Origin of the sequence: Pseudomonas sp. GL-B-12 (genome assembly GCF_019955895.1) — a bacterium.
Lineage (GTDB): Bacteria > Pseudomonadota > Gammaproteobacteria > Pseudomonadales > Pseudomonadaceae > Aquipseudomonas.
Genome location: NZ_JAHBCX010000009.1, coordinates 17791 through 35225 on the forward strand (window position 1 = coordinate 17791; position 17435 = coordinate 35225).

A 17435-nucleotide genomic window follows, 5' to 3' on the forward strand; every position below is an offset into this window, starting at 1 on the left:
CAACGGAGCCATTGATGAAGCGCACCATTCTAACGGTCATTGCCCTGGCCGCGCTCTCGATAACTGCAGTGCAGGCTCAACAGCTGCAATCGATTCCCGTCAGCCCCGCGCCGATGCCCGGCTCGCCCGGCACGGCGACGCCCACACCGTACCCGCAGATCAGCCCGGCGCCTTTGCCTAAAGTCGGCCCCGGCAGTAGCGGTCCGCCGTTGGTGCCGATTGAAATGCCGAGCCCGCCGACCAAGGACCAGCCCGTGCCGGGGCTGGAGCCCAATCCGCCGAAACCCAAGTCGCCGGGCGGCTAGACCTGCTGCGAGAGCAGTTGGCCGTCGGCCATGCGCAGGCGTTTGGAAAGGGATACGGCGAGGGCGCGGATGATCTTGGCGGCGATTTTCGGTGCGTCGTTGAGCATCTTTTCCAGCGAATCCTTGCCCAGGTTGAGCAACTGGCAATTGCTTGCGGCCACGCAACTTGCCGAGCGTCGTTCGCCATCAAGCACGGCCATTTCGCCGAACGAGCGGCCGCTGCGCAACGTGGCGATGGTGACTCGTTGCCCGTCAGCGGTGGTTTTCTGCACCGCCACCTGACCGGTGTGGATGATGCACATGAAACTGCCCGCATCGCCCTCCTGGAAGATCTCCTCGCCCTGGGCAACAGTGCTGATGCTGAAGTAGCCCGAAGCCGCGGCGAAGTCCGCCGGCAGCAGTTGATTGAACAGGCCGCAATCCATCAGCCAGTCGCGAATTTCGTTGTTCAGAAAGGTTGATTCAGACATGTCGTCACGGTCTTTTTTGGGATTGTTGCTGACTCGAATTCACCGCAAATCCCCTGTGGGAGCTGGCTTGCTCGCGAAGGCGGTGTGTCAGTCAACATCTCTGCTGAATGTTACGGCCCCTTCGCGAGCAAGCCCGCTCCCACATGGGTATTGTGTTGTATCGGCTAGCGGTGTGCGCAATTAAGACAGGCACACCGCGCCAGGTTCCTCAGGCAATACCCAATACCTTGAACAAAAATGCATATTCGAGTGCTACGTCACGCAATCCCTGATATCGACCGCTCATCCCTCCATGCCCGGCACCCAGTTCGGTCTTGAGCAGCAGGGGATTGCTGTCGGTCTTGGTCGCGCGCAATTTCGCCACCCACTTGGCCGCCTCCCAATACTGCACGCGGCTATCGTTGTAGCCGGCGATCACCAGGGTCGCCGGATAAGCTTGTGCGGTGACGTTTTCGTACGGGGCGTAGGCCTTGATCCGATCATGGACGTCCGGTTCTTCAGGGTTGCCCCACTCGTCGTATTCCGTGACGGTCAATGGCAGGTCAGGGTCGAGCATGGTGTTGAGTACGTCGACGAACGGTACTTCGGCGATGGCGGCGCCAAACAACTCTGGCCGTTGATTGAGCACCGCGCCGATCAGCAAGCCACCGGCGCTGCCGCCACTGATCGCCAACTGCGGTGCAGTGGTGAAGCCCAGGGCGATCAGGTGTTCGGCGCAGGCGATAAAGTCGCTGAAGGTGTTGTGCTTGTGCTCCTGCTTGCCGGCGCGATACCAGGCTTCCCCCAGTTCGCCGCCGCCACGCACGTGGGCAATGGCAAATGCCATGCCGCGATCCAGCAGGCTCAGGCGCGCATGGGAAAACCACGGGTCGAGGCTTTCGCCATAGGCGCCATAGCCGTAGAGGTACAGCGGCACGGGTTTGCCCAGGTCTGCGCGTTTGATCACCAGGCTGATGGGCACTTGCGTGCCGTCCGGCGCGGTGGCCCACAGGCGCTGGCTGACGTAGGCGTCGGCATCGAACGGGCCGAGCACCGGGGTTTGCTTGAGGACTTTCTGCTCGCCGGTCGCCAGTTCAAGCTGGCGGATTTGCGCCGGACGGTTCAACGCTTCGTAGCGCAGGCGAATCCGGTCGCTTTCGAATTCCAGGCTGTTTTGTACGTGCAGGCTATAGGCTGCGTCTGGCAGTTGCACGCGATAAGGCGCCAGGCCTTGTGGGTGAACTTCGATGACCGGCAAGCCGCCGACCCGCAGGCTGAGAGTCATGGCCCGGGTGTTCAGGCTGATGCCGTCGATCATCACCGTGTCGCTGTGGGGGATCAGGTTCTGCCAGTCGGCTTCGGTCGGCGCGGCGCCGGTATCGACAGCGGTGCACAAGGCGAAATTGATGCCGTCACGGTTGCTGCGAATGAACCAGGTCCATTGACCGTCGAGTACGCCGTGATCAACGTCGTACTCATGCTCCTCGACCCGTGGCGCGATGCAGGTAAAGGCTTGCTGCGGCTGGTTGGCGTCGAGGACCCAGGCTTCGCTGGTGGTCTTGCTGCCCACGGACAGCAGCAATTGCTGCTCGGAGCTTGAACGGTAGCAATGCATGAAGAAGCGCCCGTCCGGCTCATGGAACACTTCTTCGGCCGCCGTGCCGTCCAGGCGATAGCGATACAGCTTGTGCGGGCGATGGGTGTCATCCAGTTCGCCAAAGAACAGCGTCAGGCTGTCGTTGGCCCAGGTCATGCTGCCGTCGCAGTCTTGGAATTCCAGTTCGCTGACACGTCCGTCCGACAATTCCTTCACGAACAGCGCGTAAATCTCGTCGCCGCTGGAGTCGATGCTGTAGGCCAGGCGCTGGTGGTCCGGGCTGATGCTGAACGCACCCAGGGAAAAGAAACCGCCGTTGGCCAGTTCGTTCGGGTCCAGCAGCAGTTGTTCGCGGCTTTCGTCGAGGGTCAGGCTGTCATCGGCCGGGCGCGGGCAGCGGTAGTGCCGGGCGTACTCATCGCCCGCCGTGGTGCGGGTGTAATACAGATACGGTCCCCACGGTGAGGGCAGGGACAGATCGGTCTCGAGAATCCGCCCCTTGATCTCTTCGAACAGGGTTTCACGCATCCCGGCCTGGTCGGCGGTTTGCGCTTCCTGATATCTGTTTTCGGCTTTCAGGTAGTCGAGCACTGCTTCGGTGTCGCGCTCTTGCAGCCAGGCATACGGGTCGGAGCCATCAGCCATGCGGGCAATCGGAGCGTCGTGAGTGTTGGCGGATAGGGGCATGAAGGGCTCTCGAACAGTGTACGGAATAGGGGCTGGTAACATGGATAGCGCCCAACAGTCAGGCATTGATGCAGCCTGATGGGCGAAAAGCCGTTATCATAAGCGCCTCTTTGCCTGCCTTGCCATGGACACCATGACCGAGAACGACTATCTGATCGCTTGGGGCCTCTACGCCTTCGCCGCTTTGGGCTGCCTGTTGGTGTGGATGCGCTTGACCCGCTGGATGTGGCGTTGGCTACGCGAGCCGCTACGTCTGGCGATGGCCGTGCTGCTGTTCAGCCCGACCATCATCGACCCGGTGAAGGACAAAGTCGCACCGGCTGTCGCCATTACCGCGCTCGACCTGTTGTTCAAGGTCGGCAACAACGCCTGGCGGGCGATTTCCGATCTGTTCATGTACGGCATGATCGCGTTCGGCCTCTATCTGGTGCTGGTGGCGATCCGTTTCCCCATCGAACGCGCCTCCAACGCCCGCAAGGAACGTGAGGCTGCCACCAAAGCTGCCGTCCGCGCTGACGAGCCTGAGGATGATCAACCGTTCGGCGGTGCCGGCGATGATCGTTACGGTCGTCCTCCCGTGCCGAGCAATCCTCAGCGGATGCGAGTCGAACCCCGTCTGTAACCTTGCCCCTGCGATTGAGCGAGAGTCCGAGCATGTGTGAGTTATTGGGCATGAGCGCCAATGTCCCGACCGATATCGTGTTCAGCTTCACCGGTCTGATGCAGCGCGGCGGACGCACCGGCCCGCACCGCGATGGCTGGGGCATTGCCTTCTATGAAGGCCGTGGACTGCGGCTGTTCCAGGACCCGGCGGCGAGCTGCGAGTCGGAAGTCGCGAACCTGGTGCAGCGCTATCCGATCAAGAGCGAAGTGGTGATCGGGCACATCCGTCAGGCCAACGTCGGCAAGGTCTGCCTGTCCAACACGCATCCGTTCGTTCGTGAGCTGTGGGGGCGCAACTGGTGTTTCGCCCATAACGGCCAGTTGGCGGATTTCCAGCCTGCGGCCAGTTTCTATCGCCCGGTCGGCGACACCGACAGCGAAGCGGCGTTCTGCGATTTGCTCAACCGCGTGCGTGCGGCGTTCCCCGAGCCAGTCGAGGTCGAAGTGTTGCTGCCGGATCTGGTGGCCGCTTGTGCCGAATACCGCAGCAAAGGCGTATTCAACTGCCTGCTCAGCGACGGCGACTGGCTGTTCTGCTATTGCTCGACCAAACTGGCGCAAATTACCCGTCGCGCACCGTTTGGCCCGGCGCGCTTGAAAGATGTCGACGTGATCGTCGACTTTCAGGCCGAAACCACACCGAACGATGTGGTGACCGTCATCGCCACCGAACCCCTGACCGAAAACGAAACCTGGACCCGTTACGAACCGGGTCAATGGAGCCTGTGGCGACGCGGCGAATGCGTCAGCCAGGGCCAGACCTCATAAGGATTCAACCCCCCATGTTGCTCAGTTATCTACGGCTGGTGTTGTTTGCGGCGGGCCTGTTGATCGGTGTCCAGGTGTCGGGCTTCATCAGCGATTACGCCAAGCGGGTCGAGGCGCATCTGATCGAGGCGCAAGCCGGGTTGAGCGGGTTCCAGAACACCGCCAATCAGTTCTTCAAGGGTGACATGCAAGCTCTGGTGGCCCACTACCGCGCCAGCGAAGACCCGATCTTTCGCAGCGATGCCGACAGCCTGAGTAACCTGCTGACCCGCCAGGTGGCGTTGGACAAGCAGTTTCAGGCAATGCAAGGCCCGTGGTACATCCGCTTCCTGCAAGTGGTGCTGGCTGCTGATCCGGACATCCGCAAGGAAACCTGGAATGGCTACAGCTACCAGATCCTGTTGACGCCCGAAGCGATGGTTTGGGGCATGAGCGGCGCGTTGCTGCTGTCGTTCGGGATCGAGTGCCTGTTCCGTCTGATCGACTGGGTGGTGTTGGGCGGCAAGCGTCTGCGCCAGAGCCGGCCGATCGAAGAGCGGGATTTGCGCGGCTTGTAACACCGTCGAACGTCAAGGAGCCGGCAAGCCGGCTCCTTGCTTGATTACCAATCAATCGAATAGGTCATGCTCAAGGTACGGCCTTCGGCGTTGGGGAATGGCGCTCTGGCGTTGGCCTGGGCGAACAGGTTGACGTACGTGCGGTTGGTCAGGTTGTACACCCCGCCTTCCAGACGACCGACCGGCAAGTACACGGAGCCGAGCAGGTCCACCAGCGTATAGCCTTCGATGTCGCGCCCGTTGTTGTCCTTGGCGGCAGCGTCGTAACTGGCCAGGTGCATGCCTTGCAGGCGCAGGGTGTAGTCGTCTTCGGCGTAGCCGACGAACAGCGTGGTTTTGGCCGGTGAAATGCGTGTCGCCGGCAGATCGATCCATTTCCCGTTCTGCTCGGTCTCGCCTTTGGCCCAGGCATAGGTGCCACCCACCGACCAGTGATCGGTCGCGAGGTAGGTCAGGCTGTTTTCGATGCCGCGAACCCGCTCCTTCTGGTTGATCAGACGCAAGACACGGTTATTGGCATCGTAGAACTGAGTCACGTCCGAGGTGTTTTCATAGACGGTGACGTCGGCCTGCCATCGGTCCCAGTCACCGCGCCAGCCCAGCTCGTAGCTGTCGACCTTGATGGCCTGGGCGTTGAGGCTCTGGATGTCGAAGGTGCTGTTCACGTCACGCAAAAAGCGCTGGATGTCCGGCAGCGAAAACCCCTGGCTGTAATTGGCGAAGACGTCCTGATGTTCACTCAGGTGATAGACCGCGCCCAGGTTATAGAGCGTTGCATCGTACTTGAGGGTGTCACCGGGCAGGATGGCGCGTACGCCGGTCTGGACGATCTGACCGTAAGCGATGCTGTCGGAGACCTCGCTTTCGATCCATTCGCGGCGCACACCGCCACGCAAGGTCCAGTCTCCGATGTCCCAGGACATCTGCCCGAACAGTGCCTTGGTGGTGGTTTCGATATCCGGGCCCATCTCGTAAGTGGTGCCAGTCTTGGTGTAGGTCAGCCCTTTGAGGGTGTATTGGTCACCGCGCTGGCGGGAGCGTTCGTGATCATAGTCGGCGCCCCAGACCAGGTTGCCCGTGGCGCTGCCGATGGCCGGCAACGGCGTGTCGATGGCCGCACGCAGGCCGTAAACATCCTGCACGCTGTTGTTGTCGGCGATCCCGGCCTTGCCCCGCGACAGGTCCGGGAAGAACAGCGCATCGGCCCGGCGCCAGTAGCTTTCCAGTTGCAGGCCCTGGCCGTAGAAGTCGTTGTCGGTGTAGTTGAGGTTGGCCGCCTGGTTATGGGTGTAGGGCTGGTCGTCGAGTTTCAGTCCTTTGACCGCCACGGCCTCTTGCAGGTTTTTCGGGTCTTTTGTGAAGTCAGTGTCCTGCTGGTCCTTGTAGTCCTGCAGCGACAGGCTGAGTTTTTTATCGGCATCCAGTTCGTAACCGAAACGACCTTGCAGGTCATAGGTGTCGGTGTCCATGTTGCTGCCCTGGGATGTGTCCTGAGGGATGCGATTGCCGTTGCCGTCGTACTGATCGTTGCGCTGGGTCAGGTCGGCGGACACGTACCAGTCCAGGGCATCCTTGCGCCCGGTCGCACTCTGAAAGGCCTCGTAGGCGAAACCCTTGCTGTTGAGGTTGTTGCCGGTGGTCAGGCCCAGTTTGCTGCTGTAGGCAAGGTCCTGACCCTGGTTGCGCTTGGTGATGATGTTGATGATGCCGCCCGAAGCGCCGGCGCCATAAATGCTGCTGGCGCCGGAAACCACCTCGATGCGTTCGATACTGGCCGGTGCGATGCTGTTGAGCTGGCGGAAGTTGTCCCGCGTGGCGTTCTGCGACACGCCGTCGATCAACACCAGCATGTTGCGCCCGCGCAGGGTCTGGCCGAAGTTGCTCATCCCGCCGCTGGACGGCGCCAGACCGGGAACCAGTTGCCCCAGAATGTCGGAGACCCGACGCCCGGCGCCACTCTGTTGGCGGATCTGTTGTTCGTCGATCACTTGGACCGAGCCTGGAATCGAGGCAATGGTCGCTTCGCTGCGCGTCGCGGAAACGACGGTGGCCTGCATGTTCAATGTGCCGGGTTGCTGGTCGGTGTCCTCGGCCCAGGCCTGGGCGCTGAAGGAGCCGAGTAGCGGAATCATCAAAGAAAGTTTGGTTCGGGTCATGAGTTAGTCTTTTTTTAGTCGTGATAAGTGTGGGTAGACAAGATTGCGGGGGCAGGGGTGGAGGTGAATGAGCGCACCCAACGGATCCCGATGGCGGCCAGTGCATAGGTCAGCGCCACCAGCCAGAAACTGTGGGCCAGCCCGACCAGCCCCATGCCGATCCCGCCGAGGACGGCACCGAGCAGAGCGCCAGCCTTGGCCGCGCTGTTGCCCAGGCCGAGGGCAAAGCCCTGCTGGCTTGAAGACACGGTGTTGGCGATCAGCGCATAGGCGACGGGGAGCAGTGCGCCTTGCCAGATGCCCCAGACCAACCGGCTGACGAGAAAACCCAGCCATTCGTTAGCCAGTGCCGTGGCCGCGAGCGTCAGGGCGCAGAGCCAGGCAACGCCTTCGATGACACGCAAGGTGTAAGCCGGCTGCCAGCGGTCGAACAGACGCCCCCACAGCGGGGCGGAGATGGCCAGGGTCGCTGCACTCGCCGCGTAAGTAGCGCCGATCAGCCAGCCCGGTGCGTGCAGAATGTCGGCGACGTACAGCGCGTAGAAGGGTTGCGGCATCATCTTCGCGGCTTGAATCAACACGATCACCAACAGGATTCCACCGAGCCAGCCTTTAGGCAGGGCCACCGGCGCAACCGGTTTCTTCGTCGAGGCTCGCGCCTTGTCGGCCGGCAGGAAAAAGCTCCCCAGTGCACACAGCAGGCAAATCGCCGACGCGCCATAACAGAGCAAGGCAAACCCCGAGATGTCCATCAGCCAGCCGCCCAGTACCGGGCCGATCAACGAGCCGACGGCGGTCGCCGATTGCAGACGGGCCAGGGTGTGACCGCGCCGGGAACTGTCGCAACAGGCCAGGGCATAGGCTTGCGCGGCGGCGAGAAATCCGGCCAATGCGCCTTGCATCACGCGAATGCCCACCAGCAGCCACGGGTCGAGGGTAATCGCCGCCAGCCCTTGGCACAGCGCAAGTGCCAGCAACGCCCGAACGATCATCGGCTTGTGCCCGGTGCGATCACCCAACCGCCCCCACGCGGGCGTCAGCAGCATGGCCGCCAGCATCGGGCCGGCATACACCAGCGCCGAAAGCAGCGCGGTGTAGCCGGCACCCTCTGGCCCAAGCAGATGCTGGATCTGCAAGGGCCAGAACGGGCCGCTCATTTCCATGGCACCCATGGAGACAAACTGGATGACGATCAGCAGTCGCAACGCACGGCTATCAGCGAGCATCGGCGTTGGTTCGCAGCGGATTACTCAGGCGTCCGACGATGTCGGCGTGGCTGTCGTGCAAGCGCATGCGCATGAACGATTTGGCCGGCCAATCCTGTTCCAGCAGGGCCTGACGCTCGCTTTCCCAGCGTGCCGGTTCGACGTGCTCGCGCACGCTCTCGAAGCACTGTTGAACGTGCGTAGCCAAGCGCTCCCAAAGGCTATTTTCCGGCACATTCCAGTGGCGGGCGCAGAGCAACGTCAACTCACCGAGGTGGCACATGAACGTGGTGTGCAGGAGCTTGTCGCGGACAAAACCGGCGTCGTCGTACAGGGTCATTTTCGGATCGTGCAACTGGATATCCAGGCCCTTGGCGTGCAGGGTTTTGCGATCAATGCGAATGTCGCCGAAGTCACGCAGCAGCAGCCGATTCAACTGCCCGTCAGCGCCCATCACCATGAAGCTGTTTTGCTGGTGCGCTTCGAACGCCACGCCATACATCAGGTAGATGCCCAGCAGGCTCGGGACGGCAATCGACAGGTAATCATCGAAGAACGCCAGCATGGCCTCGCTGTCGTCACGGCCCTGAGCCAGTTGCACCCAGTCACGCAGCAACGGTTGTTCGAATTCGTTGACGGCGAACAGGCTGCCGACCGGCACGGCCAGTTCGCCTTCTTGCAGCAGGGTCAGCGGGTTGTCGCGGTACAGCACGGCGGCATGTCGGGACCGTTCGTCATTGGCCGGTTGTGGCGCGTAGTGCACGCCGATGCGCTCCGGCACGATGTTCAGCAGGCGCTGAATCTGCGATTCATGATCGAGAATCTGCAATATCAGTTGGCTGATGCGCGGACCCATCCGGGCCGAGCGCGGCGACACGGTGCGCTGCACGCTGGTCAGGCGCAAGGCCACCGGCAGTTTGACCATCGGCGCAACGCGGCTGGCCTCAGGTACGACCGTGCGGAAGGACATGGTCGGGTGACCAGTGAAGGCAACGATGTCGGTGACGATCAGCAGGTTGTCGGCGATCTCGCCGGCGAACGAATTGGGCAGTTCTTCATTGGCTTGCCATGGGTGCGACGGCAGCGGGAGGTAGTCCGCTGCCTCCAGGCCCCGTTGCTGCAAATGGCGCTGCAATTGTTCGGTGACCTGCGGGAAGTGGCCCTGCCACCAGTCCCAGTAATCGGCGGTGCCGGCCAGTGACTCGACGTGTGCGTACTGACGGTGCAGGGCGCACAGCACAATCGGAAAACTCGCTTCGAATTCTGGTGAGAAAGCGATGACCTGCGCAGTGCTCAAGCCCAGTTTGGTCTTGTAGTTCGGATGCCAGGGGTGGCCGAGCGTGCCCCACTGCTCGAGCAGTGACGTCGGGTTCTGGTGGTCGGGGCTGGCTTTGAGCCAGGCGAACAGATTGTCGTTGTGCTCGGTGTCGATCTGCTCTCTCAGGCGCTCGGTCCATCCATGGTGGAACGCCAGGCACAGGGTGTCGTTGCTGTAGCTATCGTCCAGCTCGCGGGCCAGACGTTCCAGTACCTGCGGGGAGGCGGGCGGGTTGAGCTGAGTGCTGAGGTGAGCGAGCAGTTCGCTGGGCAACTGGATTTTGTGGGGCAGGCTGTCGGGGGTGTGCAGGACGATGCTGCCACGCACGTCCCAGCTGTTCATTCTTCCGCCCGTCAGGTGATCGAAGCAAAGCTGCGCACCGTCGCCAAGCGGCAGCCAGCAACGATTGTTGTCGTCGTATTCGCAGGCGTCGGGGTTGATCAGACCTTCGCGAAACAGCGCCTGGATCAGGCGTTGGAAGCAGCGCTGGGCGGCGGGCTCCAGGGCATTGCTCAAATGGTCGAGGGTGATGCGGTGGGACTGGAAGGCCGGAGTGCCGAGGGCTTCGCTCCAGTTTGAGAGCAATTGCTGCTGTTTTTGCGTGTAAGCGCGCATCGAGTCCGACTCCTTCTGGACAGTGGTTTAGCTGAATGCGCGCAGAGAATACATTTTTCAAATTATAATGCAAATGATAGTAATTCCTACTTGTAGTATGGAGAACTCCTTTTCAGAGGCTGGCCAGGGGTTTGCTCAAGACCATGTAGCGCTCGCCCACCTTCCGCGCATACTCCTCCAACACCTGCTGACACAAGGCCACAATCTCCTCGACCCACTCAACGCCCACCCGCCACGACACCACCACCTGCAAGTTCGGTGGTCGTTGATCGATGTCCAGCAAGGTCAATTCACCGCGCGCCAGTTCCTCGGCCACCAGCACCGGCGGCAATGCGCCGATGCCAAAGCCGTCGCGCAGCAGCCGGGTAATCGCCGACACCGAGTTCACGCAGTTCAGACGTGGCGCCGTCACGCCATTGGCCTGCATCAGCGCCAGCACTTCCTGATGCGGGTGAGAGTTTTTCGAGTAGGTAATGATCCGCTCTTTCGCCAGATCGGCGACGCCTGAATACTCACGGTTGTACAGGGAATTGCTGGCGACAATCCAGCCCATGGGGTGGCTGGCCAGTTCCAGGCTGCGCACGCTTTCCTGGCGCAGCAGGTCGGTTTGCAGGATCACGTCGAGAAAGCCTTTTTGCAGCTGATCGCAGAGGTTGAGCGAGGTATCAGCCACCAGTTCGATTTCCACCAGCGGGTAGTGATCGGTCATCTGCGCCACCAACGGGCTGAGCCAGGTGTGGATTACCGTGTCCATCACGCCGATGCGCACCCGTCCGGCCTTGCTCGAACGGGTCTCGATCGACTGCTTGAGTGCCTGCATGGTGTCCATCATCTGCTCGGCGTAATCGAGCACTTTCAGGCCTTCGGGCGTCAGGCTCACGCCGCGCGAATCCCGCAGAAACAGCTTTACTCCGAGCTCGCCTTCAAGCACTGCAATTCGGCTGGAAATCGACGCCTGGGTGGTGAAGAGCTTGTCGGCGGTCAGGCGAAAACTCTTGAGTCGGGCGACCCAGACGAAGGTCTCGAGAAACTTCAGGTTCATGGGATAAAGATTTCTTATGTCTAAGGCGGGTTTTTATTAGTTGGACGCAGCAGGGGCGCGCGTCCAAAAATCGACGCATCCGGTTCCCACGATAGGCGTCGTCGGGGCTCAGAACAATACCAATAAAATCAGCGCGGAGATTTGCCATGAGTGCGCCCGACACCACCTCCATTGCGAAAGCCTCGGCCCGTCCGGGACCTTTCGACTGGTATCGCAACATCAATCAGCAGGAACGCCGCACCTTCTGGAGCTGCAAGATCGGCTATGGCCTGGACGGCATGGACACCCAGATGCTCAGCTTCGTGGTGCCGACCCTGATTGCCATGTGGGGCATCACCACCGGCCAGGCCGGGCTGATTCACACCAGCACGCTGATCGCTTCGGCCATCGGTGGTTGGGTGGCGGGGATTCTGTCCGACCGTATTGGTCGTGTGCGCACGCTGCAACTGACCGTGCTGTGGTTTGCCTTCTTCACCTTCCTCTGCGGCTTTGCCCAGAGCTACGAGCAACTGCTGATTGCCCGCACGTTGATGGGCTTCGGTTTCGGCGGCGAGTGGACGGCCGGCGCGGTGCTGATCGGCGAGGTGATTCGTGCCCAGGACCGTGGCAAGGCTGTTGGCATGGTGCAATCCGGCTGGGCGCTGGGTTGGGGGCTGACGGCGATTCTGTATGCGCTGCTGTTCTCGGTGTTGCCACCGGAAGACGCCTGGCGCGCGTTGTTCATCCTCGGCATCGTGCCAGCGATTTTCGTGATATTCGTCCGCCGTCTGGTCAAGGACCCGGAAATCTATCGTGAAGCCAAAGCCAAACAGGAACCGAGCAATCCGTCGAAGTTCTACGAGATCTTCGCCCCCGGCATGCTCTTCACCACGATACGCGCTTCGTTGCTGACTACCGGCGCGCTGGGCGGCTACTACGCGATCACGTCCTGGCTACCGACGTTTCTGAAAAACGAGCGCGGTCTGAGCGTACTCAATACCAGCGGTTATCTGGCGATGGTGATCATCGGGTCCTACGTGGGTTATGTCATCAGCGCCTATTTGACCGACATCCTCGGACGTAAAAAGAACTTCATCCTGTTCGCCGTGGGCTCGTTCACCATTGTGTTGCTGTACACCCAACTGCAGGTCAGCAACGGCGTGATGCTGTGGCTGGGCTTTCCGCTGGGCTTCTTCGCCTCGGGGATTTTCAGTGGAATGGGCGCATTCCTGACCGAGTTGTTCCCTACACGCATTCGCGGTTCGGGCCAGGGTTTTTGCTACAACATCGGCCGGGCGCTGGCGGCGTTGTTCCCGCTGCTGATCGGCCTGCTCAGCCAGACCGTGCCGCTGAGTGTAGGCATCGGTGCCTTTGCGGCGGTTTCCTACGGCGTGGTGATCCTCGCGGCCCTGAGCCTGCCGGAAACCCGTGGCAAGCAACTCGACGCCCAGTAACTGATAATCTGCGGGGCTGTCTTATAGATATGTCCCGCAGCTAAAAAGAAAAAAGCCTACAGGAGTGTTCAGCGTGAGCCGCCTGCTATTGAACTGCGACATCGGCGAGAGTTTCGGCAGCTGGACCATGGGTCTGGACGCGGAAATCATGCCCTACATCGATTGCGCCAACATCGCCTGCGGTTTTCACGCCGGTGACCCGAGCATCATGCGCAAGACCGTCAGCCTGGCCCTCAGCCACGGTGTGCAAGTTGGCGCGCATCCGGCCTATCAGGACCTGGTGGGATTCGGCCGCCGCTCCATGGCCTATGCCACCCAGGAACTTCAAGACATTCTGCATTACCAGATCGGCGCCCTCGACGGCATCTGCCGGGCCCAGGGTGGGCGAGTCAGTTACGTCAAACCCCATGGTGCGATGTACAACGACATGATGGCCAACCCGGCGCAACTGCGCGCTGTGCTGCAAGCGGTAGCGTCCTATGACCGAAATCTGCCATTGATGTTGATGGCCACCCGCGACAACAGCGCCGCCCAACAACTGGGCGATGAATACGGTGTGATCCTGTGGTTCGAGGCCTTTGCCGATCGTGCTTATGACAGCGCCGGCAGGCTGGTGTCGCGACAGCTGCCGGGAGCGGTGCATCACGACCCGGAAACAATCATCGAACAGGCGCTGACCATCGCCCGTGGCGATCCGCTCACCGCCAGTGACGGCAGTGCCCTGCATTTGCAGGCCAACACCCTCTGCGTGCACGGCGACAACGCCAGTTCGGTCGCTGCTGTGCAACGCATCCGTGAAGCCTTGAACCGGCAGAGCGCGTCATGAAGCTGCGGGTGGAAGTGGTGGCGCTGGATTGCCTGATGGTGCGCCTGTTCGATGAAATTGCCGAAACCAACATGCCGTGGATGCTGGCGGCCAGTGAAAGTCTGCGCACGGCATTCGCCGGGCATCTGATCGATCTGGTGCCGTCCTACACCACCTTGATGGTGCATTACGACTTGACCGCGCTGAGTCCCGCCCAGGCCCGGGAGTTGATTGCCCAGGCACTGATCGATCTGTCGCCCAATGCGCGTACGCGCGGCACCTGTCATGTGTTGCCGGTGTGGTACGACTTGAGCGTCGGTCCGGAGCTGAGCCTGTTGTCGCAGCGCAGCGGATTGGCGGTGGAGGAGGTGATCCGTCGTCACTGCGAGCGTGAATATCAGGTGTTTGCCCTGGGTTTTGCACCGGGCTTCGCTTTCATGGGGCTGGTAGAAGAGGTGCTCGCCGCGCCGCGTCTGAACACGCCACGCAAGAAAGTCGCGGCCGGCAGTGTCGGTATCGCCGAACGGCAGACGGCGGCCTACCCGGTGGTGTCGCCGGGGGGCTGGAACCTGATTGGCCGCACGCCGGCCAAATTGTTCGATCGCCACCGTGACGGCTACAGCCTGATGCAACCCGGTGACACCGTACGGTTCGAAGCGGTCGGCCATGCCGAATTCATTAACCTGGGCGGTGACGATACGCCACTGGAGGCCCAGGCATGAGCCGTCTGATGATTGAAGCGAGTACGCCGCTGTGCCTGTTGCAGGATGCCGGTCGATTCGGCGTACGGCATCTGGGCGTGACCCAGGGCGGAGCCGCCGATTGGCGTTCGATGGCTTGGGCCAACTGGCTGTTGGGCAACGGGCTGGATGCGCCGGTAATCGAAATCACCCTCGGCGGATTCACCGTCGTTGCCGAGGATGATTGCGTGCTGGCCTTGGCCGGAGCGGATCTTGGTGCGCAGGTGGACGGCGAAGCGCTGGCGCCATGGCGCAGTTTCAGGCTGCACAAAGGCCAGCGTCTGCAATTCACCCGGCCGTTGCTCGGTGCCCGGGCCTATCTGGCGGCGCCGGGTGGGTTTGATGCACCGAAAGTGCTGGGCAGCAGCGCGACGGTGGTCCGCGAGGAACTTGGTGGCCTGGACGGAATGGGCCATGCGCTGGGTAAAGGCGCGTCATTGAGCTACTCGGGGAACTCGCTGGTATTGCTGCGGGAGTTGCCGAACGAATACGTGCCGGATTTCACCGGCGAGCCATTGCTGGATCTGGTGCTTGGTGCGCAGATCGGCGAGTTCAGCGGGCAGAGCCTGTTCGATGCGTTCAACAGCGTGTGGAGCCTCGACAGCCGAGCCGACCGGATGGGCATTCGCCTGTTGGGTACGGCGCTGCAGTACCAGGGCAAACCGATGATTTCCGAAGGTATACCGTTGGGTGCGGTCCAGGTGCCGCCCGACGGGCAGCCGATTGTGTTGCTCAATGATCGGCAGACCATTGGTGGTTATCCGCGTCTGGGAGCGTTGACGCCGTTGGCGCTGGCGCGATTGGCGCAATGCTTGCCGGGGGCGCGGGTGCGGTTGCGGCCGGTGGTGCAGGATGTGGCGCACCGCGAGCAAGTCCAGTATTTACGTAGTCTTACAGACCGCTAAAAGCTTCGTCGGATCGCCGCCCGGAGCAAGCCCGCTCCCACATTGGTTTTGTGTGCGACACAGATCCAATGTGGGAGCGGGCTTGCTCGCGAAGAGGCCTTCACAGGCGACGAATTTTTACTTGGAAAGAAACCGCATCCCTTCCTCCAGCCCGCGAAGGGTCAGCGGATACATCTGGTCCTCGATCAAATCCCGCACAATGTTGGTCGAAGAGGTATAGCCCCAGGTGTCCTTCGGATACGGGTTGATCCAGATGAGCTTCTTGTACTTCTCCTTGAAACGCTGCATCCACACGTAACCGGCTTCTTCGTTCCAGTGCTCGACGCTGCCGCCCGCCTGGGTGATTTCGTAGGGTGCCATGGCGGCGTCGCCGATGAAGATCACTTTGTAGTCGGCACCGTACTTGTGCAGCAGGTCCATGGTCGAGGTGCGCTCGGAGGTGCGGCGCATGTTGTTCTTCCACACCGATTCATAAATGAAGTTGTGGAAGTAGAAGTACTCCAGATGCTTGAACTCGGTCTTGCAGGCCGAGAACAACTCTTCGCAGATCTTCACGTGCGCATCCATCGAACCGCCGATATCAAACAGCAGCAACAGCTTGACGGTGTTGCGCCGCTCCGGCCGCATCTGGATGTTCAGCAGGCCGGCATCCTTGGCGGTGTGGTCGATGGTGCCATCGATGTCCAGTTCCTCCGCTGCCCCCTGACGGGCAAACTTGCGCAGGCGGCGCAGGGCGACCTTGATGTTGCGGGTGCCCAGCTCGACCGAATCGTCGAGGTTCTTGTATTCGCGCTGGTCCCAGACCTTGGCCGCCTTGCCCTGGCGCTTTCCGGCATCGCCGACCCGAATGCCTTCCGGGTTGAAGCCGCCGGAACCGAACGGGCTGGTGCCCCCAGTGCCGATCCACTTGTTGCCACCGGCGTGGCGTTCCTTCTGTTCCTCGAGGCGTTTCTTGAACTCTTCGATCAGCTTGTCCAGGCCGCCGAGGGACTGGATCGCCGCCCGCTCTTCATCGGTCAGCGAGCGTTCGAACTCCTTGCGCAGCCAGTCTTCGGGAATCAGCGCCTGCAGGTGGTCGTCGAGTTTTTCCAGGCCGTTGAAGTAGGCACCGAACGCCCGGTCGAACTTGTCGAAATGCCGCTCGTCCTTCACCAGGATCGCCCGGGACAGGTAATAGAACTCGTCCATGTCGGCGAAGGTCACGCGCTGTTTCAGCGCGTTGATCAGGTCCAGCAGCTCACGCACCGAGACCGGCACCTTGGCTGCGCGCATTTCATTGAACAGGTTGAGCAGCATGGCATCAGCCTCTTAGCGGGTGCCGCGACGGCTCATGAACGCCAGACGCTCCAGCAGTTGCACGTCCTGTTCGTTCTTTACCAAAGCACCGGCCAGCGGCGGAATGGCCTTGGTCGGATCGCGCTCGCGCAGCACCGCTTCGCCGATGTTGTCGGCCATCAGCAGTTTCAGCCAGTCCACCAGTTCGGAGGTCGAAGGCTTCTTTTTCAGGCCCGGCACCTTGCGCACGTCGAAGAACACGTCCAGCGCTTCGCTGACCAGGTCTTTCTTGATGTCCGGGTAATGCACGTCGACGATCCGCTGCATCGTGACACGGTCCGGGAAGGCGATGTAGTGGAAGAAGCAGCGGCGCAGGAAGGCGTCCGGCAGCTCTTTCTCGTTGTTGGAGGTAATGATGATGATCGGGCGCTTCTTGGCCTTGATGGTCTCGTCGATTTCGTAAACGTAGAACTCCATTTTGTCGAGTTCTTGCAGCAGGTCGTTGGGGAATTCGATGTCGGCCTTGTCGATTTCGTCGATCAGCAGGATGACCCGCTCTTCGGACTCGAAAGCTTCCCAGAGCTTGCCCTTTTTCAGGTAGTTGCGAACGTCGTGAACCTTTTCCGTGCCCAGTTGCGAGTCGCGCAGGCGGCTGACCGCGTCGTACTCGTACAGGCCTTGGTGGGCCTTGGTGGTGGACTTGATGTGCCAGGTGATCAGCTTGGCGCCAAAGGATTCGGCCAGTTGCTCGGCGAGCATGGTCTTGCCGGTGCCCGGTTCGCCCTTGACCAGCAACGGCCGCTCCAGGGTGATGGCGGCGTTGACCGCCAGCTTCAGGTCATCGGTGGCGACGTAGGCCTGGGTGCCTTCGAACTTCATCTGCTAATCCTCGAACGGTAACGCCGACCTGTACGA

Annotated in this window: 16 protein-coding genes; 8 read left to right on the top strand and 8 right to left on the bottom strand. The window is 61.2% G+C overall.

What is annotated here, in order from left to right; translation table 11 throughout:
- Window positions 1-14 precede the first annotated feature (14 nt).
- Window positions 15-305 carry a hypothetical protein gene (locus KGA85_RS05210; protein ID WP_223456391.1) on the top strand — a complete coding sequence of 97 codons (291 nt, stop codon included), beginning with the start codon at window positions 15-17 and terminating at the stop codon, window positions 303-305.
- On the opposite strand, the gene KGA85_RS05215 is transcribed toward KGA85_RS05210, so the two are convergent.
- Entirely contained in the window at window positions 302-775 is a 474-nt protein-coding gene (locus KGA85_RS05215) for a cyclic nucleotide-binding domain-containing protein (protein WP_223456390.1), read from the bottom strand. The two genes, KGA85_RS05210 and KGA85_RS05215, sit on opposite strands and share 4 nt — an antisense overlap.
- Window positions 776-983: 208 nt before the next feature.
- A complete protein-coding gene (locus KGA85_RS05220) occupies window positions 984-3038 on the bottom strand; it encodes a S9 family peptidase (protein ID WP_223456389.1) in 2055 nt (684 codons plus the stop codon).
- A 124-nt stretch (window positions 3039-3162) separates the two neighbouring features.
- Here KGA85_RS05220 and KGA85_RS05225 point away from each other — a divergent pair, with 124 nt between their 5' ends.
- From KGA85_RS05225 to KGA85_RS05235, 3 genes are read left to right on the top strand one after another with little or no spacing between them, the layout of a single operon-like run.
- Window positions 3163-3660, top strand: a complete 498-nt coding sequence (locus KGA85_RS05225) for a hypothetical protein (RefSeq protein ID WP_007993791.1) — start codon at window positions 3163-3165, stop codon at window positions 3658-3660.
- Between the two features lie 32 nt (window positions 3661-3692).
- Entirely contained in the window at window positions 3693-4469 is a 777-nt protein-coding gene (locus tag KGA85_RS05230) for a class II glutamine amidotransferase (protein ID WP_223456387.1), read from the top strand.
- A 14-nt stretch (window positions 4470-4483) separates the two neighbouring features.
- Entirely contained in the window at window positions 4484-5026 is a 543-nt protein-coding gene (locus KGA85_RS05235) for a DUF2937 family protein (protein WP_223456386.1), read from the top strand.
- 44 nt (window positions 5027-5070) lie between these two features.
- Here KGA85_RS05235 and KGA85_RS05240 read toward each other — a convergent pair whose 3' ends face one another.
- From KGA85_RS05240 to KGA85_RS05255, 4 genes are all read right to left on the bottom strand, one after another.
- The gene (locus tag KGA85_RS05240) at window positions 5071-7182 is read right to left on the bottom strand and encodes a TonB-dependent receptor (RefSeq protein ID WP_223456385.1); all 2112 of its coding nucleotides are present in this window, start codon (window positions 7180-7182) and stop codon (window positions 5071-5073) included.
- 14 nt (window positions 7183-7196) lie between these two features.
- Entirely contained in the window at window positions 7197-8408 is a 1212-nt protein-coding gene (locus KGA85_RS05245) for an MFS transporter (protein ID WP_223456384.1), read from the bottom strand.
- A complete protein-coding gene (locus tag KGA85_RS05250) occupies window positions 8398-10320 on the bottom strand; it encodes an IucA/IucC family protein (RefSeq protein ID WP_223456383.1) in 1923 nt (640 codons plus the stop codon). Before KGA85_RS05250 ends, KGA85_RS05245 begins: the two co-directional genes overlap by 11 nt.
- Window positions 10321-10432: 112 nt before the next feature.
- On the bottom strand, window positions 10433-11362 hold the full coding sequence (locus KGA85_RS05255; RefSeq protein ID WP_223456382.1) for a LysR family transcriptional regulator: 930 nt from the start codon (window positions 11360-11362) through the stop codon (window positions 10433-10435).
- Window positions 11363-11508: 146 nt separating this feature from the next.
- Here KGA85_RS05255 and KGA85_RS05260 point away from each other — a divergent pair, with 146 nt between their 5' ends.
- The 4 genes from KGA85_RS05260 (at window position 11509) to KGA85_RS05275 (ending at window position 15245) form a co-directional block, all read left to right on the top strand.
- A complete protein-coding gene (locus KGA85_RS05260) occupies window positions 11509-12795 on the top strand; it encodes an MFS transporter (RefSeq protein ID WP_223536055.1) in 1287 nt (428 codons plus the stop codon).
- A gap of 73 nt (window positions 12796-12868) precedes the next feature.
- Window positions 12869-13621, top strand: a complete 753-nt coding sequence (locus KGA85_RS05265) for a 5-oxoprolinase subunit PxpA (RefSeq protein ID WP_223456380.1) — start codon at window positions 12869-12871, stop codon at window positions 13619-13621.
- On the top strand, window positions 13618-14322 hold the full coding sequence (locus KGA85_RS05270; protein ID WP_223456379.1) for a 5-oxoprolinase subunit B family protein: 705 nt from the start codon (window positions 13618-13620) through the stop codon (window positions 14320-14322). The genes KGA85_RS05265 and KGA85_RS05270 overlap by 4 nt, the downstream gene beginning before the upstream one ends.
- On the top strand, window positions 14319-15245 hold the full coding sequence (locus tag KGA85_RS05275; protein ID WP_223536053.1) for a biotin-dependent carboxyltransferase family protein: 927 nt from the start codon (window positions 14319-14321) through the stop codon (window positions 15243-15245). The genes KGA85_RS05270 and KGA85_RS05275 overlap by 4 nt, the downstream gene beginning before the upstream one ends.
- 117 nt (window positions 15246-15362) lie before the next feature.
- On the opposite strand, the gene KGA85_RS05280 is transcribed toward KGA85_RS05275, so the two are convergent.
- Together KGA85_RS05280 and KGA85_RS05285 are read right to left on the bottom strand one after the other, a co-directional pair.
- On the bottom strand, window positions 15363-16541 hold the full coding sequence (locus KGA85_RS05280) for a vWA domain-containing protein (RefSeq protein WP_056721361.1): 1179 nt from the start codon (window positions 16539-16541) through the stop codon (window positions 15363-15365).
- Between the two features lie 12 nt (window positions 16542-16553).
- On the bottom strand, window positions 16554-17399 hold the full coding sequence (locus KGA85_RS05285) for an AAA family ATPase (protein ID WP_007984829.1): 846 nt from the start codon (window positions 17397-17399) through the stop codon (window positions 16554-16556).
- Window positions 17400-17435: the final 36 nt, after the last annotated feature.